The organism is Allobosea sp. GW821-FHT03A12 (assembly GCF_058986765.1).
In genome coordinates this window covers 356,307-382,377 of record NZ_JBYSVZ010000001.1, presented here as the reverse complement: position 1 = coordinate 382,377, position 26,071 = coordinate 356,307, and the positions used below count along the sequence as shown (strand labels likewise).

Here is a 26,071-nt window from a genome sequence, read left to right as displayed (position 1 = left end):
CGCCGGTCTGAGATGCTCGGGTCAAGCCCGAGCATGACGCAAGCTGCTACTGCGCGAGCTCGAACTCCAGCAGCACGGTCCGCTGCAGGAAGGTCGAGAAGTTGTCGTCCGAGATCAGGGTGATGATGGTCCGCCCATTCTCCTGATGGACGGCCATCCCCTCCATATTATCGATCTCCTGGCCGAGATCGGCCTCGATCAGGATCGGCCCGTCCAGCTTGGCCCCGGGGCGGATCGTGCCGCCGGCGATGCGACGGATGCGCATGCCGACGCCGCGCAGCGGCTTGTACCAGCGCTCCAGCAGCAGCATGTCGCCGCCGGGCAGGAAGGCGAGGTCGGTGATGTCGTAGCCATCATGGCGGATCACCTGCAGCGTGCCCGGCTGGCGCCCACCGAGGATGAAGCCCGTGGTCGGCTCGTCCTCGCGGCCCGAGCGCTCGGAGATCGCGATCAGCGCCCCGGCAAGCGGGTGGCCGGCCGGCAGCACGCCGAGCGCCTCGAAGCCGCGATTGCTCGGCAGGCGCTTCGCTGGCGGCGGCACCGGCACGAGCTGCGCCCGCGCCTCGACACCATGGCGGGCCCAGTCGAAGCGCAGGATGTCATGGGTACGCTCGACGCCGATGTAGGCGGTGCCGCCCTGGATAGCGAGCGATTCGGTGTCGTAATAGCGCGAGCGATGCAGCGGCTTGCCGGATGCGCCGAGAATCGGTGCAAGTTCTGCCTCTTCCAGCCCGGCGAGCTTGCCCTGACTGTTGCGCGCGACCCTTGCGGTCAGCCAGAAGCCGTTGTCGGTGATGGCGACGAGGCGCGCACCGTCGGGCGAGCGCCACAGCCCCGAAAAGCCACCGAAACGAGGGTGGCTGCCGGTGAGCTGGAGCCCGCCGCGGAAGGTCAGCTGGCCGAAACGGGTCTTCGTCGGATTGCCGGGCTGGAAGCTCGCGATCGGCCGGACGGCAATGCCGACCGGGACGCGCCCGGGTTCGAGACTCTGCGCCCGCGCGGGCAGGCCGAGAGCCGCCGCGCCGAGGCCGGCGAGGACGCTGCGGCGGCTCAGGCTCATTGCAGGCGGCGCGAGCCCCGCGAGCTTGCCCCGCCGGCATCCTCCTCGAACAGCTCGGCCAGCTTCTCGGTCATCACGCCGCCGAGCTCCTCGGCATCGACGATGGTGACGGCGCGGCGATAGTAGCGGGTGACGTCGTGGCCGATGCCGATCGCGATCAGCTCGACCGGCGAGCGCGTCTCGATCTCGGCGATGACATGGCGCAGATGCCGCTCGAGATAGCTGCCGGCATTGACCGAGAGCGTGGAATCGTCGACCGGCGCGCCGTCGGAGATCACCATCAGGATCTTGCGCTGCTCGGAGCGGCCGAGCAGGCGCTTATGCGCCCAGTCGAGCGCCTCGCCGTCGATGTTCTCCTTGAGCAGCCCCTCGCGCATCATCAGCCCGAGATTTTTCCGCGCCCGCCGCCAGGGCGCGTCGGCGGCCTTGTAGATGATGTGCCGGAGATCGTTGAGGCGGCCGGGATTGGCCGGCTTGCCCGATTGCAGCCAACTCTCGCGCGAGAGCCCGCCCTTCCAGGCACGGGTGGTGAAGCCGAGCAGCTCGACCTTGACGCCGCAGCGCTCCAGCGTGCGGGCCAGGATGTCGGCGCAGGTCGCCGCCACCGTGATCGGCCGGCCGCGCATCGAGCCGGAATTGTCGATCAGCAGCGTCACCACCGTGTCGCGGAAATTCGTGTCCGATTCCTGCCGGAAGGAGAGCGGCTGGAACGGGTCGATGATGATGCGCGGCAGGCGCGAGGGATCGAGCGCGCCCTCCTCCAGGTCGAACTGCCAGGAGCGGTTCTGCTGCGCCATCAGGCGGCGCTGCAGCCGGTTCGCCAGACGCGCGACGACGCCCTGAAGATGCGCCAGCTGCTTGTCGAGATAGGCGCGCAGCCGCGTCAGCTCCTCGGCGTCGCAGAGTTCCTCGGCGGTGACGATCTCGTCGAACTTCTGGGTATAGGCCTTGTAGTCGGTCTGCGGCCGGTCATTGGCGCGGCTGTCGCGCGGGCGCGGCGCCTCGCCGGCCTCCTCGGCCTCCGAATTCTCGTCTTCCTCGTCCCAGTCGCCGGCCGGCGCGTCGGCGGCCTCGGAGGCGCCTTCCTGCAATTCCTCGGCGGCGTCCTCGCTGGTCTCGGTCTCCGAGCGCTCGCCCTGGCTCTGCTGCTCGGCCTCGCCCTCTTCCTGCTGCTGGTCGTCGGAAGACTGGTCCTGATCGTCCTCGTCCTCCTCGGCATCGTCGCCCTGACTGGTCTGCTCGGCCATGTCGAGCGAGACGAGCAGGTCGCGCACGGTGCGGGCGAAAGCGCGCTGGTCCTCGATCGACTTCGCCAGCCGGTCGAGATCGTCGCCCGCCTTGGCCTCGATCTGCTCGCGCCAGAGATCGACGAGCTTCTCGGCCGCCTTGGGCGGCTTCAGGCCGGTCAGGCGCTCGCGCACCATCAAAGCGAGCGCATCTTCCAGCGGCGCGTCGGCGCGGTCGGTGATCTCCTCATAGCGGCCGCCGCGGTGATAGCGGTCCTCCAGCATCGCCGAGATGTTGCCGGAGACGCCGCTCATCCGGCGCGAGCCGACGCTCTCGACCCGCGCCTGCTCGACCGCGTCGAAGACGGCACGGGCCGCATCGCCCTCGGGCGCGGCGCGGCGATGGACCGCTGCATCGTGGCAGGCAAGGCGCAGCGCCATCGAATCGGCATGGCCGCGCAGGATCGCGACGTCGCCCGCAGTGAGCTTGCGTGGCGGCTCCGGCAGGCGGGCGCGCTCGCCGACCAGCGAGGGTTTGTCGGCGGCGAAGACGATCTCCATCTCCGGCTTGCGCGCGATCGCCTTCATCGCGCCCGAGACCGCCCGCTTCAGCGGCTCGGCCGGCGCTTCCTTCGGGGTTCCGGGCTTGCGATTGGAGATGCTCATAGCGCCTTCATGAAGTGGTGGAAGGTCTGCCCGGCGACGGGATAGCCCTCCATGCGGCCGCATTCGCGATAACCCATGCGCGGATAGAAGCCCGGCGCCTGGATGCTCATCGTGCCCAGATAGACGCCACGCGCGCCATAATCGCGCGCCGCCTGCTCGGCCATCGCCAGCAGAGCTTCGCCATGGCCGGCGCCGCGATGGGCTTCGTCGATCCAGAACAGGTCGACATAGAGCCATTGCCATTTCAGCTCGCCGATCAGGCCGCCGACCATGGCGCCACTCTCGTCGCGCAGGCTGAGCGCCAGGGGCTCGGCCTTGCGCGGCCCGACCCTGGCCTCGTTATGGGCGGAGAGCCCGCGCACCACGGCCTCGCGCGTCGCGGCGACATCCGCCTCGCGCTGGATCGTGGCCTGCTTGCTGTCGGCGGCGCTCACGGCGTGCTCCTCAGCGCGCCCGTCCGTTGTACATCGTCGGGCTCAGCTCGGTGGGCTCGACGCCGGCGAGGCAGCGGACGTTGATCGCGACGGTCGGCGTGCCGTCCGGGGCATTGGCGCGGGCGAAGGATTCCATGCCGCAGGTCTCGCAGAAGAGATGCTGGATCTTCTGTGAATTGAAGCGGTACTCGGTCAGCGCGTCCTCGCCCTTGGTCAGGGTGAAGCTGGTCGCCGGGCTGAAGGCCAGCACCGAGCCGCGGCGCTGGCAATAGGAGCAGTTGCAGGTGATCGTCTTGGCGAGGTCGGCCTCGACCTCGTAGGCGACCCGACCGCAATGACAGGAACCTTCATACCGAGCCATGGCCGGCCTCCTGTTGGTTGAGCCTGGTCCGATCGCAAGAGTGGAGTCCACTCTTGCGGACGATACCTCAGCTCAGGACGACATTGACCGCGCTTTCCGGCAATTCCTTGCCGAAGGAGCGCTGGAAGAACTCCGCCACCAGCGTGCGCTCCATCTCGTCGCACTTGTTGAGGAAGGTGACGCGGAAGGCGAAGCCGACATCGCCGCCGAAGATCGCCGCGTTCTCGGCCCAGGTGATGACCGTACGCGGGCTCATCACGGTCGAGAGGTCGCCGTTCATGAAGGCGTTGCGGGTGAGATCGGCGACGCGGACCATCTTGTTGACGATGTCCTTGCCCTCCGGCGTGGCCTGATAGTGCTTCGACTTGGCGAGCACGATCGCGACCTCGTTGTCGTGAGGCAGGTAGTTCAGCGTGGTGACGATCGACCAGCGGTCCATCTGGCCCTGGTTGATCTGCTGGGTGCCGTGATAGAGGCCCGAGGTGTCGCCGAGGCCGACCGTGTTGGCGGTGGCGAACAGCCGGAACGCGGCGTGCGGGCGGATGACGCGCTTCTGGTCGAGCAGCGTCAGCTTGCCGGACTGCTCGAGCACGCGCTGGATCACGAACATCACGTCCGGGCGGCCGGCATCGTACTCGTCGAAGACCAGCGCTATGTTGTTCTGCAGCGCCCAGGGCAGGATGCCATCCTGGAACTCGGTGATCTGCTTGCCTTCCTTCAGCACGATCGCGTCCTTGCCGACGAGGTCGAGGCGCGAGACGTGGCTGTCGAGGTTGACGCGGACGCAGGGCCAATTCAGCCGGGCCGCGACCTGCTCGATATGGGTCGACTTGCCGGTGCCGTGATAGCCCGAGATCATCACGCGTCGGTTATGGGCGAAGCCGGCGAGGATCGCGATCGTGGTGTCGCGGTCGAAACGGTAGTCCGGATCGAAATCCGGCACATGGGCCTCAGGCTGCGAATAGGCCGGCACCTCCATGTCGGACTCGATGCCGAAGACCTGACGCACCGACAGTTTCATGTCGGGCATGCCGGGGGCGGAGGCAGTCGTCGTTGTCATCATTCTTCTCCGGGCGCAGGACAGGGGCCGGTAAAGACCCGGTGTCCTCGTGAGCCGACCGAAAGGGAGGCGTGTAGAACCTCCTTAGATCGAAAGCAGCGGAGCGGCAATTCGCAAGAGGCATGCCGTCCCTTCGCCGGCATGCATTCACGCACGGGCTCAGGGCCGGCCCGCGAGCAGGCGAGCGATCGCTGCAACGCTGCCCGCCGCGCCGTCGAGATCGACCTTCGCCGCTGGCGGAACGCCTTGCGCCAGCGCCGCTTCGATCGCGGCAGCGAGCCCCTGTGGCCCTTCGGCAAGCTTCACAACGCGCGCCAACCCGGCCTGCTCCAGCGCGGCGGCACGCAAGGCCTGCTCGGTCTCGTTGCCGGCGTCGAAGGGAGCGAGGAGAGCGGGCCGCCCGGCCTGCAGCAGGTCGAGCGCGGTGTTGTAGCCAGCCTGGCTGATCGACAGCGCGCAGGTGGCGAGCAGGGCCGGGAAATCCCGCCGCGCCCATTCGACCCTGGCGTTGTCAGGAGCCGATTGTCGCAGGGAGGCGAAATCGGCCTCGGAGGCGCCGCGGCCGATCAGGAGATGGAAAGGCCGCTGCGGCAGCAATCGAGCTGCAGCGAGCGTGGTCTCGAACAGGGGCAAGGCTGCCGCCGAGCCGCCGCCGGAGACGAGGATGTCAGCATTCCCATCATTGCGAGCGCAGCGAAGCAATCCAGAAGGACTGGACTCATCGGCCCCTGGATCGCTTCGCTGCGCTCGCGATGACGATTGCGCCAGATAGCCCGTATAGACCAGCTTGCCGGCGATCTCCGGCGTCACCGGCCAGGACGCTTCGAGCGGCAGGACGCGCGGGTCGCCATGCATCAGCACCGCATCGAACAGCGTCGCGACCCGCTCGGCCGCCTCCGCCAGCCGATCCGGCCGCTGCGGCGCGACCAGCACGTCGCGGATCGACGACAGGACGAGCGCGCGCGGATTGGCATCGCGTGCCGCCGCGATCAGCGCCAGGAACTCCCCGGCGAGCTGGCGCCGGCCGAAGGGAAAATGCTCGGTGATGACGATATCGGGCGAAAATTCCTGCGCCACCGCGACCAGCTGCTCGCGCCGCGCGGCCAGGCGCTCCGGCGTCGCGGCCTTGCCGTCCTCGTCGAGCAGATTGCGGAAATCGGTGCCTTGGGTGCGCACCGGCGGCAATTGCACGAAGCGGTACCCCGCTGCCACCTTGCCGTCCGGCATGCCACCACTGGCGAGCGTGACCTCATGACCCGCCGCGGCCAGAGCCCGCGCCAGCTGCCGAGCCCGCACCAGATGGCCGATCCCGAGCAGATGCGTGACCGCGATCAGGATGCGCGCGCTCATGGCGCGCCACCGTCTTCGCCCGCGACTACTGCCAGCAGCGCCCGATGCACGCGCTCCAGCCCGGCTTGCGCCGAGAACTCGGTTCGGAGCCTGTCGAAGGCCGCGGCGCCAAGCTTGGCGCGCCATTGCGGATCGCGGGCCAAGCCCTCCAGCGCCTTGGCCAGGGCCGTGACATCGCTCGGCCGCAGCAGCAGCCCTTCGCGGCCATGCTGCACGAATTCCGGGATGCCGGCGAAATCGGTCGCGACGATCGGCAGGGCCTGGCTCGCTGCCTCCATCACCACATTGGGCAAGCCGTCGCGATCGCCATTCTCCGCCTGCTTCGAGGGCAGCACGAAAAGATCGGCCTCGCGCAGCGCCGCGATCACCGCACCTTGTGCCTGCGCGCCGCGCCATTCGATCCGCGAGGCAAGGCCGAGCTTCTCGGCTTGCGCCTGCAAGGCCGCGAGCATCTCGCCGCCGCCGATATGGACAAGGCGCCAGTTCAGCTCCGCCGGCAGGATCGCCAGCGCCGCCAAGAGGTCGTCGAACCCCTTCTTCGCTACCGCTCGCCCGATCGTGATGAACTGCACCGGCTCAGCCGGATCGGAGCCGTCGCGCGATCCGCGCGTTTCGGGCGGAGCCGGAAAGCGCGCCAGATCGAGGCCATGATAAAGCAGCGCGATCTTGTCCGGCCGATCGGCGAGGCGGGTAAGTTCGGCATGACCGTCGCGGGTGCAGGTCACGCCCCAGCGCGCGTCCGTGATCTTCTCGCGCTTCTCCCACTCCGGCGTGGTCCAGATGTCCTTGGCATGGGCGGAGAACGACCAGGAGAGGCCCCGGCTCAGCGCCGCATAGCGGATCACCGAGGCCGGCGTGTGCAAATAGTGGACATGGAGATGGCGGGTGCCGGCCGGCAGTTCATGCGCCATCACACAAGCCTGGCCGAAACGGCGCAGTCGGTTGCGCGTCCGGTCGCGGGAAAGGTCGCGCAAGAAGACCCCGAGCAGCCTGACGATGCTCGGCCGCGAAAAAGCCCTGGCGATCCCGCGCAGCACTCGCGGCCAGTCGTCGTGCAGATACTCCGGCAGATAGTGCAGCGGCACCGAGATCTCCTGGTGCATCATGTGCCGCGCGCCATCGGTCGGATGGCGCAGCGACCAGATCGCGAAGGGCAGGCCGAGCCGCTGCAGGCCAAGCAGTTCCTGGGCGATGAAGGTCTCCGACAGGCGCGGATAGCCCTTCATCGCGATCGCGATCGCCGGCCCCTCGGACTCAGCGTGGCTCATCTGCGGCCGATCAGCATGAAGCGGGTATAGTTCTTCGTCGGCAGCGCCCCAGCGAACCACAATTCCGACAGCCCGGCCTGCGCCTTGAAAGCGTCGAGCGAGGGCACGCAGCTGCGATGGTCGGGCTCGCGGAAATAGTCGTTGGATTGCAGCAGCAGCGGCAATCCGACCGGGAGGCTGGCGATCCAGCCGGGCACGTCATCGAGATGCTCGCAGCTGGTGTTGATCACCACCCCCGGCCGCCCGCCCTCGGCCCTTTCGAAATCGAGGCTCATCATATCGGCCGTCAACGACCGGAAGCGCCCGGTGGCGACATGGCGGTGATTGAGAATCTCGGCGATCGGAGCGCAATCGGGATCGATATCGAGGCTGACCAACTGGGGAATCGCAAGGCGCTCGTCGGCCAGCAGCATCGCCCCGAGCACGCCATGCCAGGCTCCGAGCACCCAGACCGGCCCGTCCGGTTTCGGCAGGACCTCAGCCAAGGTCTCGACCAGCCAGCGCTTCGAAGCGATCTGCTTGGGATTGAAGGCGATCGAGATGTCGGCCCGCACGCCCTTGCCGACCAGCCGGGCGAGATCGGCGACGATGGCGTCGCCTGTCAGCGCCGCAACGCCGCGCAGGATGTCGTGCAGCGCCTCGCGGGAAATCTCGTCGGTCATCGAAGCTCTTGGCAGTGGGCGAAATTCGGGCAGCGGAATTTGGGCGGCGGACCATAGGCAGGCGCACCGGCAATTGCCAGCCGGGCATGCGGGCTACGAATTCGCTCTAGCTGCGATCAGGACCGGGATCGGCCAGATCGGGGCTTGCGTCCTTCGCCGCCGAAACCCAACCGCCGGCTCCGTCCTTGGCCTGCGCTGATTGTCCGGCATCCGCCCTGGCCTCACCCGTCGGCGTGCTGCCGAAGCCGTAGACCTGCATCGGCTTGTCGCGTCCCTTGACCGCGATCTTGTGCGGTACCGTGTCGCGATAGCTGCGGCCGGTCGCGCCCACCGTCTCGGCGGAGACGACGATGTCGGACAGGAGCCGCCGCGTCGCCGCCTCGAGCTGACTCGCGATCATCACGGTTTCGCCGACGGTGATCTCGCGCCGTCCCATACTCTCGTTCTCGACCGCGCCGACGATCGCCTGGCCGCCATGGATGCCGATGCCGATGCGCAGCGGCAATGGCAGCGCGTTGGCGTATTCGCGGTTCAGCGCCTCGACGGCGCGTACCATGTCGCCGGCCGCGGCGATCGCCGCCGCGCCCGCCCGCGCCGGCGTCGTCTCCAGTCCGAACACTGCCATCAGCCCGTCGCCATAGATCGCCTCGATCCGCCCGCCATGCGCCGCGATCGCCTGGGACATCTCGTCATAGAAGCGGTTGAGCAGGGTCATCAGGTCGTGCGGCAATTGCCGCTCGGAGAGCGCAGTGAAGGCTCTGAGGTCCGCGACCATCACCGTCAGCCCCTTCTTGCCGATCCGGTCATCCGGGTCGATCGTCCCGGACGGGCCGGCGCCGCGCTGCTTGGCTGCGAGCAGGATCTGGACCTGGAGGTCGCGCTTGGGCCTGATCTGGCAGGCGAGCCGGACATGGTCGCCGGCCGAGATCCGGCGCAGCAGCCGCGCTTCTGCCGGGCCGGGCGCCGGCAGGTCGTCGGCACCGTCGAGCACCAGCACGCGGCAGGTGGCGCAGCGCGCCCGCCCGCCGCAGAGCGCGGCATGGGGAATGCCGAAGCGGCGGAAGATCTCGAGCAGGGTCGGCCCGGGAATGACGCGGCGCACGCCATGGCCGACGAAGCGCACCGCGATGGCCCCTAACGCCCGCGCCCTGAGCTCGCGCAAGACGACGAAGCCGGCAAAGCCGCCGATCAGGCCGAAGAAGGCGCGCTTGGCCCAGGTCACATGCAGATTGAAGGCATCGACCTGGTTGGCCGTATAGAGCTCGGGCGGGAGCGCCATCATCTGGGCCTCGCGGCCTGCCACCGAGAAGCCTATGATGGCCAGCAGCGGTATCAGGATCGCAACGAGCAGGAACGGATCGCGCCAGCTCGCATAGGCGTCGCGTGCCCGAAAGGTGAAGTGCAGGCCGATCACGCCATGCGTCCAGACGAGCAGGAGCAGGAAGCTCTGCGACAAGGCGAGGCCCGGCCAAAGCCGGCGCAGCACCGCGTGATAGCTCTCGTCCTGGCCGAACAGGGAACCCTGAACCCGGGTGCCGACGATATGGTCGATCAGCAGGAGCGGGATCGCGACGCCGAGGATGATCTGGATCACTTCGCGCATCGGCATGCGGAATGTGCGTCGCTGCGCTACGCGCAGCAGGGCGAAGACCGGATGGACGATGAGCGAGCCATAGAGCGCGACCGTGCCGACCCAGCTGTGCCAGAACCAGTAGCGCCACTCCTGCGCCGCCTCCATCGCCGCAACGCCGAAGATGCCGAGCGCGTGGTTGAGGAAATGCGTGGTCGCGAAGACCATCAGGATGCAGCCGGAGGCGAAGCGCACGTCCCGGCTCCAGGACGACATCTGGTCGAAGCCGGAGGCGGCGGGCCTGCGTCCCGCAGGCGTACTCGGAACCGCTGTCATCGGCGCACCCGGCGCTTCAATGTGTCTTCTCGCCATGCAGGACGGAGTCCGCCAGGCGATAGAGCCGACCGGCAAGATCGCGCGACAGCGCGACCGAGAACTCCGGGATGTTGTCGAGCAGCTCGAAGAATAGTGTCCGCGGCAGCCGCAGCGCCACGACGTCGGTCTTGGCGGTGCAGCGGGCGGCATTGGTCTGATTGCACAGCAGCGGTACGTCGCCGATGATGCTGCCGGTCGCAAGCCGGAAGGACTTCTGCCGGCCATCGGAGAAGTCGTGCGACAGCTCGACCTCGCCCTCCAGCACGCAATAGACCTCCTCCGGTTTGTCGCCCTCTTCCGTGATGACGGTGCCGGCCGGGAAATGCAGCCGCTCGCCCATCAGGGCGAGCAGCTTCAGCCGCGGCCCGGGCAGCCCGCGGAACAGGGGAATGGACTTCAGGCAGCCGATATCGCTCTCGAGCGTCATGTCCTTGCCTCGATCGGAACAGCGCCATTGGGGGGCGGCAGCTCGTCCAGCATCTCGTCCGCTTCGTCGCTGGCTCCGCCCTTGCTGTTCACCCTGGCCACGGCTCCGTTGAAGATGATCTTCTCAGAGATATCGGCAGCCAGCCCCTGATCGGTCAAGAGCAGGAAGGTCGTTCTGTCCTGACAATAATTGGCGATCCGCCGGATGAGGCCGCCAGGATCGGGACAGGTGACGGCGAAGGCGTCGAGGTCGAGCACCAGGATGTCCGGCCGCTTGATCAGCGCCTGGGCCAGCGGCACCATCAGGCGCAGGCGCAGCGGCAGATAGCGGCCGCGCAAACCGACATCGGTGTTGAGCCCGAGCCGATAGGCAGCGGAGTCGAGCCCGGCGCGCGACAGCGCCGCCCGGGCGATCTCCGCGACCTTGCGCCCGGCATCGGGAACGCCGAAGCCGATGCGACCGAACAGCAGGTTGTCGCGCACGCTCGCGCCATGGATCACGTCGGCGGGATCGTAGAACTCGATCTCGTCGGCCTTCTCGCCGGGCAGATAGGTCTTGAAGCTGTGCCGGGCCCGCAGAACCCGGCGGCGCAGGGCGATGTCGAGCAGGTTGAGCCGGTGCTTCGGCTCGATATAGCCGAGCGCGAGCGAAACCAGCTCGCGCTGGACGGTCGGATCGAGCGGGCTGCGCCGGTCGTGCCGCCGCAACGCCTCGGCCAGCTCACCGAGCTTCTCCAGGTCGATCTCGCCGCCGAAGGCGTAGCGCTCGAACAGGGTGTGCCCCTGCGGCAGGCCGGCGAAAATCTCGACCAGTGTCGAGGCGATGCGCCCGCCGATCTCGGCCAGCGGCTCATCCAGCGCCTCGGCCTGCAGCACCGAGCGGGCGTAGGGGTCCTCGAGCAGGAAGTCGGCCGGCTGGCGACCATTGCGCATCGCGCCGAAGACCAGGTTCTCGGCGATCGTCGCATTGGCGTTGTAGCGATCGAGGTCGAAGGTCTCGATCAGCCCGCCGAGCTTGCCCTTGGTCAGCTCGGCCGCCACCACCTTGCGCGCTTCGATGATGCGCTCGGCCGCTCCATCCGCCAGAGGCGCGATCACCTTGGCGTCGAGACCGAGCTCGTAGACCTCGTCGGCGCAGCCGAGCGTGTCGAGCACGGCGAGCACGCGCTCCTCGAGCGCCTCCTCGCCCTCGAGCCCAACGCCTTCATAGTCGTTCCAGTCGGCGGCGAAGGGCAGCGGCGTGTTGCCGGCCCGCAGCGCCTCGATGAAGCGGCGATGCTCATCCTGGTCGACGGCCCGGTCCGGCTTCACCACCGGGCGCCGGCGCTTCAGCGGCAGCAGGATGTTGTCGCGCAAGGAGCCGTTGATGATCTCGATCTCGGGCCCGGCATAGCCGATGATATGGCTGGCGCGCTCGACGCTGATCGCCGAGAGCGGCTCGCCGTCGATCAGGACGCGCCCGCCATAGCTCATCGTCTGCCGGCCGAGGATGCGGCCGAGCGTGTCTCGCCCGCCGCCGGCAGGCCCGATCAGCGCGACCTGGCTGGGCCGCTGGAACGTCGTCGTCAGCAATGCCAGGAGCGGTTGCCCGCGATTGTCGACCATCTCGACCCGGTCGAGCCGGATCTCACCACGCGGCGGCAACGGCGCGATCTCGCCCTTCTCCTCCAGCGTCACCACCTCGCTCGGGCTGAACTGGGCGATCACCTGCTCGTATTTGATGGTGACGTCGTTGCGCTGCTGCTCCCAGTCGATCAGTTCCTTGATCGGCGGCGGCAGGTCGCGATAGGCGGCGATCACCGCGACGAGTTGGCCGATGTCGAGCCGGCCCTGCAAAGCGAAGAAGCCGCCGATCGCGTAGAAGAAGAAGGGCGTGACCTGCGCCATCAGGTTGTTCAGGAACTTGACGGCGAATTTGCGCTTGTAGAGCGCATAGCGGATGTCGAACAGCGCCCCCAGCCGCCCGGCGATGTCGGACTGGATATAGGAGGTCGCGCCATTGCCTTGGATGGTCGGCCCGGCATCGACGATCTCGCCGATCCGCCCGGCGAGCTGGCGCGAGGCGATCTGGCGCTCGCGGCCGAGCCTGAGCTGCTCCTTGCGCAGGATCGGGATGATCACCGCCTGCATCAGCACGATGACCAGCGCGATCGAGCCGAGCCAGACGCTCTGCATCATGATGAAGATCAGCGCGGTCAACGCCTGGCTGAGCAGGAAGGCCGGCTGGATGAAGGCGTCACCGACGAAGCTGCCGATCGGCTCGACCTCGTCCTTGATCATGCTTGCGACCTCGGCCGGCTTGACCGAGCGGATATCCTCCGGCCGGAAGCGCATCAGCTGGCTGAACAGGTCGTAGCGCATGCGCCGGAGCATGCGCTCGCCGAGCACGCCCTTCTGCAGGTTGACGAGATATTTGAAGCCGCCATTGATCAGGACGAGCACGAGGAAATAGAAGCTCAGCGTCAAAAGCAGCCCGAGCTGGCCGACCTTGAAGCCCTCGAAAACCTGGACACTGCCGCCGCCGAGGACCTCCGGCCAGTGCAGCGTCCAGTCGAACACGGTCGCGCTCGTCTTGCCATTCCTGAAGGCGCCGCCCTGGATGGCGTCGTTGACGATGCGCCTGGGCACGTCGAAGGAGAGCCAGTTGAACGGGATCGAGACCAGGATCACGAGCAGAACGATGATCTGCTCCCGGCGGCTCTTCTGCCAGACGTAACGGAAGAGGCTTCTCTCCAAGGGGCTTTCCCATCCCGCATCCGGATGTGCGGACACACCGCCGGCCTGCCCCCATATGTGGGCAGTTCACCACGCGGCGCAACACGTCACGGGGACTCGACAAGTCCGGCGATTTCAAGTTCGGTCGAGACAGGCGGCGCGGCCGGGAGCATCGCCCTGTTGCAAGATCGTCATCGAGACGGGACAAGGACGGCGGGACGGGAAAGCGCAGGCGCCGCACCGCAGCGGGACAGGATGCTTCGGCGGCAAATCGATCCGGCTGGCGGCGCAGATCGTGCAACCGGCAACAGAAACGACAGGGGACGACGGCGGCTGCCGCAGATGAACATTCTCGAGATCAACGACCTTCGGATCGGCTTCACCATCCACGGCTTCGCTCGCGATGTCGTGAAGGGCGTCGACTTCCGGATCCCGGCCGGCAAGACCGTGGCGCTCGTTGGCGAGTCCGGCTCGGGCAAGTCGGTGATCTCGCAGGCGATCATGGGCCTGCTGCCGCGCGCCGGCGCGATCACCGGCGGCAGCATCCTCTTCCGCGATCCCCAGGCGAAAGGCGCCGTCATCGACATCGCCGCCTTGCCGGCCGAGGGCAAGGAGATCCGCGATCTGCGCGGCGGGCGGATCGGCATGATCTTCCAGGAGCCGATGTCCTCGCTCTCGCCGGTCCACACCATCGGCAACCAGATCGAGGAGGCGCTGCAGCTGCACCGGCCGATGCCGAAGCCGCAGGCGCGCGAGCTGATCGAGGCGATGCTGAAGCGCGTCGGCTTCAGGGACCCGGCCCGCGCCTATGATTTCTATTCCTTCGAGCTCTCCGGCGGCCTGCGCCAGCGCGCCATGCTCGCCATGGCGCTGATCTGCCAGCCGGCTTTGCTGATCGCCGACGAGCCGACGACCGCGCTCGACGTCACCATCCAGGCCCAGGTCCTCGACCTGATGCGCGATCTCCAGGCCGAGATGGGCATGGCGATCCTCTTGATCACCCATGATCTCGGCGTCGTCGCCAACATGGCCGACGAGGTCGTGGTGATCTACCATGGCGAGATCATGGAGAGCGGCACGGCCGAGGACATCTTCCGCCGCCCGCAGCACCCCTATCTCAAGGCCCTGCTCAAGGCCTCCCCGCATTTCGACATGCAGGAGGGCGAGCGGCTGGTCGCCCTGCGCGAGGCGCGCCCGCGCGTGCCGGCCGCGCCGAAGGCTGCGCCCCCTCAAAGCCGCGACCAGCAGGCGCCGCTGCTGGCGGTGCGCAATGTCCACAAGAGCTACACCACCCATTCGAGCCGCTTCTTCGGCAAGGGCACGACCTCGACCGTCCACGCCGTCAACGATGTCAGCTTCGATATCGAGCGCGGCGAATGCCTCGGCCTGGTCGGCGAGAGCGGCTGCGGCAAGACCACGCTCAGCAAGGTGATCATGCGGGCGGTGACGCCCGATTCCGGTGAGATCCGCTTCGACGATGGCAAGGATTGCATCGACATCCTCTCGCTGCAGGGCGAGGATCTGCGTCGCTTCCGCCCCAGGCTGCAGATGATCTTCCAGGATCCGGTCTCGTCGCTGTCGCCGCGCATGACCGTGATGAACATCCTGCGCGAGCCGCTCGTGATCCATGAGCGCGGCGACGGCGCCGGCCAGATGGCGCGGGTCAAGGCGCTGATGGACGATGTCGGGCTCGACCAGCGCTTCCTCTCGCGCTATCCGCACTCCTTCTCCGGCGGCCAGCGCCAGCGCATCGGCATCGCCCGCGCGCTCGCGCTCGACCCGGAATTGATCATCTGCGACGAGCCGGTCTCGGCGCTCGACGTCTCCGTCCAGGCGCAGATCCTCAACCTGCTCAAGGACCTGCAGGCCGAGCGCGGCCTGACCTTCCTGTTCATCTCGCACAATCTCGCGGTGGTGAACTACATGGCCGATCGCATCGCGGTGATGGCGAACGGGCGCATCGTCGAGCTCGCGCCGCGCCATACCCTCTTCACCGCGCCGGTCCACCCCTACACCAAGGCGCTGCTGAAATCGGTGCCCTTCGCTGATCTCGACCGCAAGCTCGACTTCAAGCTGGCGGCGCCCGGCGGCGCCTCCGACACCCGCCACTGGCCGGCTTCCTTCAAGCCCGATGCCGACGGCGAGGCGCTCGCCCATCTCGATCTCGGGGCCGGCCATCTCGTCCTCGCCAAGCCCGGCGCCGACGTCAGGGAGCTCGCCTGATGCGGATCGCTCGCCGGAGCTTCCTCCTCGGAACGGGCGCCGCCCTGATCGCACCGCGGCTCGGCCTCGCCGGCGTCGAGACGCTGATCGACAGCCCGGCGCTGGCCGAGAAGGTCGCCGCCGGCAAATTGCCGGCGCTCGTCGAGCGCCTGCCGAAATCGCCGCGTTTGATCGACGTGGCGGCGATGGGCCGCGCGCCCGGCCGCCATGGCGGCGCGATCCGCACGCTGATGGGCGACCAGCGCGACATCCGCATGATGACGATCTACGGCTACACCCGCCTCGTCGTCTACGACGACAAGCTCGAGCTCGCGCCCGACGTGCTGGAGAGCTTCGACGTCGAGCACGGCCGCATATTCACCTTGCGGCTGCGGGCCGGCCATCGCTGGTCGGACGGACATCCCTTCACCGCCGAGGATTTCCGCTATTGGTGGGAGGATGTCGCCAACAACAAGCGGCTCTCGCCCGGCGGCCCGCCGCAGGCGATGCTGATCTCCGGCCAGACCTGCCGCTTCGAGATCCTCGACGACCTGACCCTGCGCTACAGCTGGGCCGAGCCGAATCCGGTCTTCCTGCCGGCGCTCGCCGGCGCGCAGCCGCTCTACATCGCCATGCCGGCGCATTACCTCAGGCAGTTCCACCAGCGCTATGCCGGCAAGGAGGAGCTGGAGCAGAAGATCAAGAGCGCCCGCGTCAAGGACTGGGGCTCGCTGCACGAGCGCTTCTCGCGCCAGTACCGCCCGGAGAACCCCGACCTGCCGACGCTCGATCCCTGGCGCAACACCACGGCGATCCCGGCCGAGCAGTTCAGCTTCGTCCGCAACCCCTATTTCCACCGGATCGACGAGAACGGCCGGCAGCTGCCCTATGTCGACGAGGTCACCATGACCATCGGCAGCGCGGCCCTGATTCCGGCCAAGACGGCCGCCGGCGAGTCCGACCTGCAGGCCCGCTATCTGCGCTTCGACAACTACACCTTCCTCAAGGACGCCTCGAAGCGGATGAACTTCGAGGTCAGGCTATGGAAGCGCGGCGAAGGCGCCTGGTTCGCGCTGATGCCCAATCTCAACGCGATCGACCCGGTCTGGCGCGACCTCAACCGCGATGTGCGCTATCGCCGCGCGCTCTCGCTGGCGATCAACCGGCGCGACATCAACCGCGTGATCTTCTTCGGCCTCGCCAAGGAGAGCGGCAACACCGCGCTGCCGGAGAGCCCGCTCTATGACGAGACGCTGGCGCAGCTCTACATGACGCCGGACCTGGCCGAGGCCAATCGTCTGCTCGACGAGATCGGCCTTGCCAAGCGCGACGGCGAGGGCATCCGCCATTTCCCGGACGGGCGGCGCCTGGAATTCACTGTCGAGACCGCCGGCGCCTCGACCGAGGAGACCGACATCCTCGACCTGATCAAGCAGGATTTCGTCGCGATCGGCATCAAGATCCACCCGCGCTCCAGCCAGCTCGACGTCTTCCGCCGCCGCATCCTCGCGGGCCAGACGATCATGTCGGGCTGGACCGGCATGGACAATGCGCTCGTCGCGGCCGAGATGGAGCCGGACGCGCTCGCCCCGACCTCGCCGGCCCAGTTCAACTGGCCGCGCTGGGGCCAGTATCTGGAAAGCGGCGGGCGCGAGGGCGAGGCGCCCGATATTCCAGAGGCGAAGGAGCTGGTCGCGCTCTACCGGGCCTGGCGCCATTCGACGACGCACCAGCAGCGCCGGGAGATCTGGCAGACGATGCTGAAGATCAACGCCGAGCAATTGTTCACGATCGGGGTGGTCAACGCCACGCTGCAGCCGGTCGTGGTCGCCAGGAGCCTGCGCAACGTGCCGGAAAACGGCCTCTACAGCTTCGAGCCGGGCGCCTTCTTCGGCCGCTACATGCCCGACACCTTCTGGTTCGAGGGGAAGTAGCCGTGCTGCTGAAGTACATCTTCAAGCGCATCCTGGTGATGATCCCGACGCTGTTCGTCACCAGCGTCCTGATCTTCACCGTGATCAACCTGCCCGAAGGCGACTATTTCGAGACGATGGTCGCCGAGATGCAGGCGCAGGGCGAGAAGGCGGATATGAGCCGCGTCGAGTTCCTGAAGAAGGAGTACGGTTTCGACAAGCCGCCGATCGAGCGCTATTTCTGGTGGGCCACCGGCCTGCTGCGCGGCGACATGGGCTACTCCTTCGAGTATCAGCTGCCGGTGCGCGACATCGTCGGCGACCGCCTGCTGCTGACCATGGTGGTGTCGTTCTTCACCATCATCTTCACCTGGATCGTCGCCTTCCCGATCGGCATCTATTCGGCGACGCACCAGTACAGCTGGGGCGATTACGGCCTCACCTTCATCGGCCTGCTCGGCCTTGCCGTGCCGCATTTTCTGCTGGCACTGATTTTCCTCTATTTCGCCAATATCTGGTTCGGCACCTCGATCGGCGGCCTGGTCGACCCGCAATATCTCAACCAGCCGATGAGCTGGGCCAAGTTCAGGTCGGTGCTGGAGCACCTCTGGATTCCCGTGATCATCATCGGAGCCGGCGGCACCGCCGGCATGATCCGCAAGCTGCGCGCCAACCTGCTCGACGAGCTCCAGAAACAGTATTACGTCACCGCGCGCGCCAAGGGCCTGCCGCCGGGCAAGGCGCTGCGCAAATATCCGCTGCGCATGGCGCTCAACTTCTTCATCTCGGATATCGGCGACATCCTGCCCTCGATCGTCTCCGGCGCCGAGATCGTCGCGATCGTGCTCTCCTTGCAGACCACCGGCCCGCTGCTGATCCGGGCCCTGCAGAGCCAGGACATGTATCTCGCCGGCTCCTTCCTGATGTTCCTCTCCTTCCTGACCGTGATCGGCGTGCTGATCTCCGACATCGCGCTCGCCATCCTCGATCCGCGCATCCGCCTGCAGGGGACGGCGACCAAGTGACGACGCCTCCCGCCTCCACCTCCGAGCCGCTGCCGCATCGCTGGTCGACCGCGCCGTTCGAGCCCTATGCGATCGAGAAGATGTCGCCCGAGCAGGAGCGCGTCTATCTCGCCCCGCAGTGGAAGCTGATGTGGTGGAAGTTCCGCAAGCACAAGCTCGCGCTGATCTCCGGCGTCGTCATCATCCTGATGTACCTGTCGGTGGCGTTCGCCGAATTCCTGGCGCCCTATCACTACACCACCCGCAACACCGACTTCATCCGCGCGCCGCGCCAGCCGGTGCACCTTTTCCACGAAGGCCGCTTCATCGGGCCCTTCGTCTATCCCTATACCCAGCGCCTCAACATGGAGAACCTGAAGCGCGAATACGATGTCGACACCACCACGCCGCAGCGCATCCGCTTCTTCTGCCGCGGCGACGGTTATGAGTTCTGGGGCCTCATCCCCGGCAATCTGCACCTGTTCTGCCCGCCGGAGGGCGGCACGCTCTATCTGCTTGGCACCGACCGGCTCGGACGCGACATGTTCTCGCGCATCCTCTATGGCGGGCGGATCTCGCTGACCATCGGCCTGCTCGGCGTCAGCGTCTCCTTCGTGCTCGGCATCATCATCGGCGGCATCGCCGGCTATTACGGCGGCAAGGTCGACCTGATCGTCCAGCGCATCATCGAGATCGTGCAATCACTGCCGCATATCCCGCTCTGGCTGGCGCTCGGCGCGATCATGCCGCCCTCCTGGAGCCCATTGCTGGTCTATTTCGGCATCACCGTGATCCTCGGGCTGATGGACTGGACCGGGCTCGCCCGCGCCGTGCGCTCCAAGCTCTTGGCGCTGCGCGAGGAGGACTATGTCGTCGCCGCCCAATTGATGGGGGCCAAGCCCGCCCGCATCATCGGGCTGCATCTCGTGCCCGGCTTCATGAGCCATCTCATCGCCGCCGCGACGATCACCATCCCCAAGACCATCCTGGGCGAGACCGCGCTTTCCTTCCTCGGCCTGGGCCTGCGCCCCCCCATCACCAGCTGGGGCGTGATGCTGAACGAGGCGCAGAACATCAACGTCGTCGCGCTCTATCCCTGGCTGCTCTACCCCTGCATCCCGGTCATCGTCATCATCCTCGCCTTCAACTTCCTCGGCGACGGATTGCGCGACGCAGCCGATCCCTATCGCTGACGCCTGCCCGCGTTATCCAGGCTTACCGTGAAGATCGCCTTCCACACGCCGCTGAACCGCTATGGTGACGGCGCTCCCTCCGGCGACCGGCTGATGGCGCGCCAGCTGGTGACGCTGCTGGAAGAGCTCGGCCATGCCGTCGAGATCGTCCCGGCCGAGCGCAGCTTCATGCGCGAACCCGATCCGGCGCTGCTCGCCGCGCACCAGCAGGCGGCGCAGGATGTGATCGCATCACTGACCGAACGCTGGCAGGCGCCGGAGGCACGGCCCGACCTCTTCTTCACCTATCACTGCCACTACCGGGCACCCGACCTGATCGGTCCGGCCCTGGCTGAGCGCTTCGACCTGCCCTTCGTCGTCGCCGAGGCCAGTGATGCCCAGAAGCGCTTCATCGGCCCTTGGGCGGAGGCCGCGGCCCTCGCCCGCGCAGCGATCCTGCGCGCCGACCTGCATCTCTGCATGACCGATCGCGACCGCGAGGGGCTGAGCCGGCTCATCCCGGAGCAGGACCGCCTGATCGACCTGCCGCCCTTCCTGCTCGGGGTGGAGGAGGTTCCGGAGCACGTGGCAGCGCGTCGCGCAACCGACGAGCCAGTCCGCCTGATCGCGGTCGCAATGATGCGCCAGGGCAACAAGGCCGCCTGCTACCTTTTCCTGGCTCGCACACTCGCCCGCATCGCCGACCTGCCTTGGACGCTGACGCTGATCGGCGACGGCCCGGAGCGACCTGCCATCGAGGCCGCCTTCGCAAGCCTCCCGCCCGGCCGCGTCCGCTTCCTCGGCCGCCGCGAGCGCGCCGACATCCTCGCCGAGCTCACAATGCACGACCTCTTCGTCTGGCCCGGCCTGAACGAGGCCTATGGCGTGGTCTATCTCGAAGCGCAGGCGGCCGGGCTCCCGGTTGCGGCATTGGACAGCGGCGGCGTCCCTGCAGTGGTCGAGCGCGACCGAACCGCTTTGCTTGCGCCTCATGGCGACGAGGTAGCTCTGGCAACAACGATCACGCGGTTGATCAGCGATGCTGAACTCCGCGCCCATATGGGCAAGGCAGCGCGAGACTTCGCACGGCAGGAGCGCAACGGCGACAGTGCCCGCGCAGTCCTCGCCACGGCCCTGGACGCCGCCATCGCCCGGCATGGACTCAAGGCCAGGGAGATCACGCCATGAGCGACGAAGCCGCCTGGTCCGCTCTGCTGACCGAGCTCGATCGCTGGGCCGCCGCCAGCAAGCGCCTCGAACTCTGGCTGCGCGACGACGACGCGACCATGCCCAGCGACCAGCTCGACCGGCTCGCCGCCCTCGCCGAGCGCTTCGCGATTCCGGTGCTGCTGGCCTCGATCCCGCTGCTGGCTCAGGAGACCCTGGCAAGACGGCTCGAGACTGCCCCCCTCCTGCTACCCTGCCAGCACGGCACCTGGCATCGCAACCACGCGCCGGCCGGCGAGAAGAAGAGCGAGTTCGGCCCGCATCGGCCGCTTCCGGAGATTCTCGGCGAGATCGCCGCCGGCCGGGAGCGGCTGCACGAGCTGTTTGGCTGCTCCGTGCTGCCGGTCTTCGTGCCGCCCTGGAACCGTATTCATCCCGACATCGCGGCTGAGCTGCCTGGCCTCGGCTTCGCTGGCCTGTCCTGTTTCCGCAATTTCGCGCTCGGCTCCACCGATGGTCCGCGTCTGGTCAACACCGATCTCGACCTGATCGACTGGCGCAATGGCCGCGTCGGCCGGCGGCCTGACGACCTCGTGACGGAGATGGCTGCATCGCTCGCTGCCCGCCGCGCAGAACGGGAGGCAAACCAGCCCTTCGGCCTGCTGCTGCACCATCACGATCACGACAGCACGGCCTGGGGCTTCCTCGCGAATCTTCTGGAGCGACTGTCCGGTCATGCGGCCGTCGCATTCTCCGGTCCCGATATGCTCTTCGGCGCGGCGATGGGCTTGGATTGACGCGCCGCCGGCGCTATGGTTTTGGCCAGTTCGGGTGCGTTCTGTGCGTCCCCCGGAGGCCATCTGACCTTCAAGCAGAGGACGCGACGCGCGCATGGGCCTCAGTCTGATCGACGATAGCGGGGTGCGCCGCCCGCCATGCAGCCCGCATGCGCCGCGCGTCCTGATCTATAGCCACGACACCTTCGGCCTCGGCCATATCCGCCGCTGCCGGGCGATCGCCAATTCGCTGGTGGCAAGCTATCCTCATATATCAGTGATCATCGTCTCCGGCTCGTCGATGATCTCCAGTTTCCAGTTCGGCGACGGCGTCGATTATGTCCGCATCCCCGGCATCGAGAAGCAGAGCGACGGCCGCTATCTGCCGCACCATCTCAATCTCGAGCTCGCCGACACGATCCGGCTGCGCACCGACCTGATCAAGCAGACGGTGCTCTCCTTCGACCCGGATATCGTCATCGTCGACAAGGAGCCGATCGGCCTGCGTGGCGAGCTCATCCCCTCGCTGGAGATCCTGCGCCGGCGCGGCGCCCGCATCGTGCTGGGTGTCCGCGACGTGCTCGACGAACCGGCCAAGCTGCACGAGGAATGGCGCCAGAGCGGCGCGCTCGACGCCCTCGCCACCGTCTATGACGATATCTGGGTCTACGGGCTGGAGAGCATCTATCGGCCTCTCGACGGCCTGCCCAACCAGCCGCTCTTCACCAGCAAGATCCGCTATACCGGCTATCTCAAGCGCGCCGTGCCCTCGCCGATGCCGCCGAACCGGCATCCGCGCATCACCAAGGGCCCGTTCATCCTGGTGACGCCCGGCGGTGGCGGCGACGGCGCCGGCGTGATCGACTGGGTGATCTCGGCCTATGAGGCCGATCCGACCATCGAATTGCCGGCGCTGATCGTCTTCGGCCCGTTCCTGTCGCGCGAGAAGCGCAAGGAGTTCACCGACCGTATCGCCAAGCTGCCCAAGCTGGAGAGCATAGGCTTCGAGCCGCGCCTCGAGCTCCTAATGAACCGCGCCCACTGCGTCGTCGCCATGGGTGGCTACAACACCTTCTGTGAGATCCTCTCCTTCGATAAGCCGGCGCTGATTGTGCCGCGCGTCCGGCCGCGCCTGGAACAGGCGATCCGGGCCGAGCGGGCCGACAGCCTCGGCCTGATCGACGTGCTGTTCGATCCGACCCAGACCGGCGCGAGCACACGCGATCCGCTGCAGATGGCCAAGGCGCTGCACGCTCTGCCCAAGCGCCAGCCGCCCTCGCAGGCCTTCCTGCCGGATCTGCTCGACGGCCTGCCGGCGATCAACCGGGTGCTGGCCGACGATCTCTCTCTGCCGGTCCGCGGCCGGGCGCTGGCGCAGAACGCCGCCGCCGGCTGATCAGAAAAGGCGACCCCATCGCGCTGCTGCGCGCATGGCGCGATGGACAGGGCCAGCGAAGCTCGTAATATATCAGGAGTGCCGTTGGGAGACGCCGCCATGACGCAGGTCCTGTTCCGCAATTTCGCGATGCTGGAGCCCGATCACGGCGAGCTGCGCAAGGGCCACGAATTGCTCGTCGAAGGCGAGCTGATCCGCGAGGTCTCCGACAAGCCGATCAAGGCCGACAAGGCTGATGTGATCGACTGCGGCGGGCGCACCCTGATGCCCGGGCTGATCGACAGCCATGTCCACGTCATGCTGTCGGAAGTCTCGATTCCCTTGCTGGAAAAGGTGCCGCTGACGCTGGCCACCGCCCGCGCCGCCCGGCTGATGAAGGGCATGATCGACCGGGGCTTCACCTCGGTGCGCGACACCGGCGGCGCCGACTGGGGCATCAAGGAAGCAGTCGAGAAGGGCGACGTCCCCGGACCGCGCCTGTTCATCGCCGGCGCCGCGATCGGCCCGACCGGCGGCCATAGCGACCCGCGTCGGCGTACCGACTTCGGCGCGCGCTGCCATTGCTGCAACGCGATGGCCTTTACGATGAACGTCTCCGACGGCGTCTCTTCCGTCATCAAGTCGACGCGCGAACAGATGCGGCTGGGGGCCGACCACATCAAGATCATGATGTCGGGCGGCGTCGCCTCGCCTTACGACCCGCTCGACTCCATGCAGTTCACCGTCGAGGAGGTCACCGCGGCCGTCACCGAGGCAAAAGCCTTCGGACGCTATGTCTGCGCCCATGCCTATACGCCCGCGGCGATCACCCGCGCCGCGCAATGCGGCGTGCGCGCCATCGAGCACGGCAACCTGATCGACGAAGCCTCGGCCAAATTGATGGCCGAGAACAACATGTTCCTGACCGCCAATCTCGTCGCCTACTATGCGATGCGCGAGCGCGCCGCCGAGTTCGGCATGAATGCCGACATGCTCGCCAAGAACGATCTCGTCATCGATGGCGGCCTGAAGTCGCTGGAGATCTGCAAGCGCGCCGGGGTCCCGGTCGCCTATGGCTCGGACCTGCTCGGCCAGCTCCAGGTCGATCAGTCGCGCGAGTTCCTGCTGCGCCGCGAGGTGCTGTCACCGATCGAGATCATCCGCTCGGCCACCACGATCGGCGCGCAATTGCTGCGCATGGAAGGCAAGCTCGGCACGCTGCGTGCAGGGGCCTATGCGGATATCATCCTGGTCGATGGCGATCCGCTGAAGAGCCTGGAGCTGTTCCAGGATCAGGGCGCGAAGCTGCCTGTGATCATGAAGGGTGGCGCATTCCACAAGAATACGCTGCATTGAGAACGAGCGGATCGAGAGCACGGACATGACGATGAAGAGGGCCGCAATTTGAGCGCCGCGCGGATGAGCCTGGGACGTTTGGCGCTGAACGGCGCTGCCACGCTCTCGCTCGGCTTCATCCTGCTGCCGCTGTTCTTCGTCTTCTGGCTCGCCTTCTTCCGTCAGGAAATTCCGTCCTTCCCGCCGGAAGGCTATTCGCTGAAATGGTTCCAGGCGGCGGCGAACAACAAGCCCTTCGTCGACGGCTTCATCTTGAGCCTGCAGGTCGGCGTGCTCGCCACCTTGATCGGGCTCCTGCTCGGCGTTCCCGCCAGCCTTGCCCTGATGCGGCACCGTATCGCGCTCGGGCCCGCGATCAACACATTGCTGCTGCTGCCCCTGGTGATGCCTGGCATCGTGCTCGGCACCTCGCTCTATGTCTTCCAGATCGAGACCGAGATCGCCACCGGCCTGCCGGTGATGGGCTCGGCTGGCGGCCTCGTCGCTGCCCACAGCCTCGTTGTCATCCCCTGGGTGGTGAAGCTGGTGACCGCCAGCCTTGCCGGCTTCGACCGCACCATCGAGGAGGCCGCTCAGAATCTTGGCGCCGGCCCTTGGACGACCTTCCGGCGTGTCACCCTGCCGAGCATCCGGCCGGGCCTCGTCGCCGGCTCGCTGTTCGGCTTCGTCACCTCCTTCGGCAATCTCGAGATGAGTCTGTTCCTGGTCGGACCGGGCCGCACGACCCTGCCCATCGCGATCCTGCAATACCTCGAATGGAAGATCGACCCGACAGTGGCGGCCGCCTCGGTCATCCAGATCGTCCTGATCGGAGCGGCGATGATCATCACCGACCGTTACGTCAAGCTGAGCCGGGTGGTCTGATATGGCGAAGCTTTCGATCGAGCATCTGCGCAAGGTCTATGGCGAGTTCACCGCCGTCGACGATTGCAGCATCGACATCGCCGAAGGCGAGTTCCTCGTCCTGCTAGGCCCCTCCGGCTGCGGCAAGACCACGACCCTGCGCATGGTCGCCGGCTTCATCCAGCCGACCGCCGGCAAGATCGCCATCGGCGAGCGCGACGTCACCAACCTGCCGCCCTGGAAGCGCAATTGCGGCCTGGTCTTCCAGTCCTATGCGCTCTTCCCGCACATGACCGTCGCCGAGAACGTCGCCTTCGGCCTGGAGATGCGCAAGATCGCCCCGGCCGATCGGACGTCTCGCGTCGCCGAGGCGCTGCGCCTCGTCCAGCTCACCGGCTTCGACGAGCGCTATCCGCGCCAGCTCTCGGGCGGCCAGCAGCAGCGCGTCGCGCTCGCCCGCGCGCTCGCCATGGAGCCGGACGTGCTGCTGCTCGACGAGCCGCTCTCCAATCTCGACGCCAAACTGCGCCTGGAGGTCCGCGTCCAGATCCGCGACCTGCAGCGCAAGCTCGGCCTGACCACGATCATGGTCACGCACGACCAGGAAGAGGCGCTAACCATGGCCGACCGGCTGGTGGTGATGGAGAAGGGCAAGGTCCGCCAGATCGGCACGCAGCGCGAGCTCTACGAGAAGCCGGCCGACCGCTTCGTCGCCGGCTTCATCGGCCGCAGCGCCTTCCTCGACGGCGCAATGGCGGAGGCCGGGCATTTCCGCAGCGGCGGCGGGCTCGACATCCGCTGCAACGCACCCGCATCCGGCCCGGCTACGCTGGCGCTGCGGCCCGAACGCCTCGCCATCGGCGCTGAAGCTGAAAGCTGCGCCAACCGCTTCCCGGCCCGGGTCGAGCACGTCTCCTATCTCGGCGCGCTGCTCGACATCGACGTCCGGCTGACCGAGCAGGACCGCATCCTGCTGCAACTGCCCAATCGCCAGGGCACGGCCGAGCCGAAGCCGGGCGACATGATCACGATAGGCTGGGCCGAAGACGCCGGGCTCGTCTATCCGCGCGAGCCTTGAAACCGCTCGGCC

General features: G+C 67.3%; 21 protein-coding genes. 10 read left to right on the top strand and 11 right to left on the bottom strand.

What is annotated here, in order from left to right; translation table 11 throughout:
* Positions 1-46: 46 nt before the first annotated feature.
* The 11 genes from AC3WLC_RS01800 to AC3WLC_RS01750 form a co-directional block, all read right to left on the bottom strand.
* Complete coding sequence (locus tag AC3WLC_RS01800; RefSeq protein WP_493682225.1) at positions 47-1,060, bottom strand: esterase-like activity of phytase family protein; 1,014 nt, start codon at positions 1,058-1,060, stop codon at positions 47-49.
* Positions 1,057-2,952: a cobaltochelatase subunit CobT gene (cobT, locus tag AC3WLC_RS01795; RefSeq protein ID WP_493682224.1), complete on the bottom strand. Its 1,896-nt coding sequence runs from the start codon at positions 2,950-2,952 to the stop codon at positions 1,057-1,059. The genes AC3WLC_RS01800 and cobT overlap by 4 nt, the downstream gene beginning before the upstream one ends.
* Positions 2,949-3,386: a GNAT family N-acetyltransferase gene (locus AC3WLC_RS01790; RefSeq protein ID WP_493682223.1), complete on the bottom strand. Its 438-nt coding sequence runs from the start codon at positions 3,384-3,386 to the stop codon at positions 2,949-2,951. The genes cobT and AC3WLC_RS01790 overlap by 4 nt, the downstream gene beginning before the upstream one ends.
* A 10-nt stretch (positions 3,387-3,396) precedes the next feature.
* A complete protein-coding gene (locus AC3WLC_RS01785; protein ID WP_493682222.1) occupies positions 3,397-3,747 on the bottom strand; it encodes a GFA family protein in 351 nt (116 codons plus the stop codon).
* A 67-nt stretch (positions 3,748-3,814) separates the two neighbouring features.
* Positions 3,815-4,807, bottom strand: a complete 993-nt coding sequence (gene cobS, locus AC3WLC_RS01780; RefSeq protein WP_346358281.1) for a cobaltochelatase subunit CobS — start codon at positions 4,805-4,807, stop codon at positions 3,815-3,817.
* A 159-nt stretch (positions 4,808-4,966) separates the two neighbouring features.
* On the bottom strand, positions 4,967-6,157 hold the full coding sequence (locus AC3WLC_RS01775) for a glycosyltransferase family protein (protein WP_493682221.1): 1,191 nt from the start codon (positions 6,155-6,157) through the stop codon (positions 4,967-4,969).
* On the bottom strand, positions 6,154-7,425 hold the full coding sequence (locus tag AC3WLC_RS01770; protein ID WP_493682220.1) for a glycosyltransferase family 4 protein: 1,272 nt from the start codon (positions 7,423-7,425) through the stop codon (positions 6,154-6,156). The genes AC3WLC_RS01775 and AC3WLC_RS01770 overlap by 4 nt, the downstream gene beginning before the upstream one ends.
* Entirely contained in the window at positions 7,422-8,087 is a 666-nt protein-coding gene (locus AC3WLC_RS01765; protein ID WP_493682219.1) for a class I SAM-dependent methyltransferase, read from the bottom strand. Before AC3WLC_RS01765 ends, AC3WLC_RS01770 begins: the two co-directional genes overlap by 4 nt.
* Positions 8,088-8,193: 106 nt before the next feature.
* Positions 8,194-9,993: an adenylate/guanylate cyclase domain-containing protein gene (locus tag AC3WLC_RS01760; RefSeq protein ID WP_493682218.1), complete on the bottom strand. Its 1,800-nt coding sequence runs from the start codon at positions 9,991-9,993 to the stop codon at positions 8,194-8,196.
* Between the two features lie 16 nt (positions 9,994-10,009).
* Positions 10,010-10,459: a cyclic nucleotide-binding domain-containing protein gene (locus tag AC3WLC_RS01755; RefSeq protein WP_493682217.1), complete on the bottom strand. Its 450-nt coding sequence runs from the start codon at positions 10,457-10,459 to the stop codon at positions 10,010-10,012.
* Positions 10,456-13,194 carry an ABC transporter transmembrane domain-containing protein gene (locus tag AC3WLC_RS01750; protein WP_493682216.1) on the bottom strand — a complete coding sequence of 913 codons (2,739 nt, stop codon included), beginning with the start codon at positions 13,192-13,194 and terminating at the stop codon, positions 10,456-10,458. Before AC3WLC_RS01750 ends, AC3WLC_RS01755 begins: the two co-directional genes overlap by 4 nt.
* A gap of 321 nt (positions 13,195-13,515) precedes the next feature.
* Here AC3WLC_RS01750 and AC3WLC_RS01745 point away from each other — a divergent pair, with 321 nt between their 5' ends.
* From AC3WLC_RS01745 to AC3WLC_RS01700, 10 genes are all read left to right on the top strand, one after another.
* Positions 13,516-15,396 carry an ABC transporter ATP-binding protein gene (locus tag AC3WLC_RS01745; RefSeq protein WP_493682215.1) on the top strand — a complete coding sequence of 627 codons (1,881 nt, stop codon included), beginning with the start codon at positions 13,516-13,518 and terminating at the stop codon, positions 15,394-15,396.
* A complete protein-coding gene (locus tag AC3WLC_RS01740; protein ID WP_493682214.1) occupies positions 15,396-17,309 on the top strand; it encodes an ABC transporter substrate-binding protein in 1,914 nt (637 codons plus the stop codon). Before AC3WLC_RS01745 ends, AC3WLC_RS01740 begins: the two co-directional genes overlap by 1 nt.
* A gap of 5 nt (positions 17,310-17,314) precedes the next feature.
* The gene (locus tag AC3WLC_RS01735; RefSeq protein ID WP_493683117.1) at positions 17,315-18,313 is read left to right on the top strand and encodes an ABC transporter permease; all 999 of its coding nucleotides are present in this window, start codon (positions 17,315-17,317) and stop codon (positions 18,311-18,313) included.
* 80 nt (positions 18,314-18,393) lie between these two features.
* Positions 18,394-19,485, top strand: coding sequence for an ABC transporter permease (locus AC3WLC_RS01730; RefSeq protein ID WP_493683116.1), 1,092 nt, complete (start codon positions 18,394-18,396; stop codon positions 19,483-19,485).
* 27 nt (positions 19,486-19,512) lie between these two features.
* The gene (locus AC3WLC_RS01725; RefSeq protein ID WP_493682213.1) at positions 19,513-20,652 is read left to right on the top strand and encodes a glycosyltransferase family 4 protein; all 1,140 of its coding nucleotides are present in this window, start codon (positions 19,513-19,515) and stop codon (positions 20,650-20,652) included.
* Positions 20,649-21,428, top strand: coding sequence for a polysaccharide deacetylase family protein (locus tag AC3WLC_RS01720; RefSeq protein WP_493682212.1), 780 nt, complete (start codon positions 20,649-20,651; stop codon positions 21,426-21,428). The genes AC3WLC_RS01725 and AC3WLC_RS01720 overlap by 4 nt, the downstream gene beginning before the upstream one ends.
* Positions 21,429-21,522: 94 nt before the next feature.
* Positions 21,523-22,803, top strand: coding sequence for a glycosyltransferase family protein (locus AC3WLC_RS01715; protein ID WP_493682211.1), 1,281 nt, complete (start codon positions 21,523-21,525; stop codon positions 22,801-22,803).
* A 99-nt stretch (positions 22,804-22,902) separates the two neighbouring features.
* Positions 22,903-24,138: a metal-dependent hydrolase family protein gene (locus AC3WLC_RS01710; protein ID WP_493682210.1), complete on the top strand. Its 1,236-nt coding sequence runs from the start codon at positions 22,903-22,905 to the stop codon at positions 24,136-24,138.
* Between the two features lie 63 nt (positions 24,139-24,201).
* Complete coding sequence (locus tag AC3WLC_RS01705) at positions 24,202-25,002, top strand: ABC transporter permease (protein ID WP_493682209.1); 801 nt, start codon at positions 24,202-24,204, stop codon at positions 25,000-25,002.
* Between the two features lies 1 nt (position 25,003).
* The gene (locus tag AC3WLC_RS01700) at positions 25,004-26,059 is read left to right on the top strand and encodes an ABC transporter ATP-binding protein (RefSeq protein WP_493682208.1); all 1,056 of its coding nucleotides are present in this window, start codon (positions 25,004-25,006) and stop codon (positions 26,057-26,059) included.
* Positions 26,060-26,071: the final 12 nt, after the last annotated feature.

Bases quoted from the DNA above. Each gene is read 5' to 3' on its own strand.
- cobT (WP_493682224.1), bottom strand. From the start codon at position 2,952: ATGAGCATCTCCAATCGCAAGCCCGGAACCCCGAAGGAAGCGCCGGCC.
- AC3WLC_RS01740 (WP_493682214.1), top strand. From the start codon at position 15,396: ATGCGGATCGCTCGCCGGAGCTTCCTCCTCGGAACGGGCGCCGCCCTG.
- AC3WLC_RS01760 (WP_493682218.1), bottom strand. From the start codon at position 9,993: ATGACAGCGGTTCCGAGTACGCCTGCGGGACGCAGGCCCGCCGCCTCC.
- AC3WLC_RS01775 (WP_493682221.1), bottom strand. From the start codon at position 6,157: ATGAGCGCGCGCATCCTGATCGCGGTCACGCATCTGCTCGGGATCGGC.
- AC3WLC_RS01745 (WP_493682215.1), top strand. From the start codon at position 13,516: ATGAACATTCTCGAGATCAACGACCTTCGGATCGGCTTCACCATCCAC.
- cobS (WP_346358281.1), bottom strand. From the start codon at position 4,807: ATGACAACGACGACTGCCTCCGCCCCCGGCATGCCCGACATGAAACTG.
- AC3WLC_RS01785 (WP_493682222.1), bottom strand. From the start codon at position 3,747: ATGGCTCGGTATGAAGGTTCCTGTCATTGCGGTCGGGTCGCCTACGAG.
- AC3WLC_RS01765 (WP_493682219.1), bottom strand. From the start codon at position 8,087: ATGACCGACGAGATTTCCCGCGAGGCGCTGCACGACATCCTGCGCGGC.
- AC3WLC_RS01755 (WP_493682217.1), bottom strand. From the start codon at position 10,459: ATGACGCTCGAGAGCGATATCGGCTGCCTGAAGTCCATTCCCCTGTTC.
- AC3WLC_RS01720 (WP_493682212.1), top strand. From the start codon at position 20,649: ATGAGCGACGAAGCCGCCTGGTCCGCTCTGCTGACCGAGCTCGATCGC.
- AC3WLC_RS01770 (WP_493682220.1), bottom strand. From the start codon at position 7,425: ATGAGCCACGCTGAGTCCGAGGGGCCGGCGATCGCGATCGCGATGAAG.
- AC3WLC_RS01800 (WP_493682225.1), bottom strand. From the start codon at position 1,060: ATGAGCCTGAGCCGCCGCAGCGTCCTCGCCGGCCTCGGCGCGGCGGCT.
- AC3WLC_RS01700 (WP_493682208.1), top strand. From the start codon at position 25,004: ATGGCGAAGCTTTCGATCGAGCATCTGCGCAAGGTCTATGGCGAGTTC.
- AC3WLC_RS01715 (WP_493682211.1), top strand. From the start codon at position 21,523: ATGGGCCTCAGTCTGATCGACGATAGCGGGGTGCGCCGCCCGCCATGC.
- AC3WLC_RS01730 (WP_493683116.1), top strand. From the start codon at position 18,394: ATGTCGCCCGAGCAGGAGCGCGTCTATCTCGCCCCGCAGTGGAAGCTG.
- AC3WLC_RS01705 (WP_493682209.1), top strand. From the start codon at position 24,202: ATGAGCCTGGGACGTTTGGCGCTGAACGGCGCTGCCACGCTCTCGCTC.
- AC3WLC_RS01710 (WP_493682210.1), top strand. From the start codon at position 22,903: ATGACGCAGGTCCTGTTCCGCAATTTCGCGATGCTGGAGCCCGATCAC.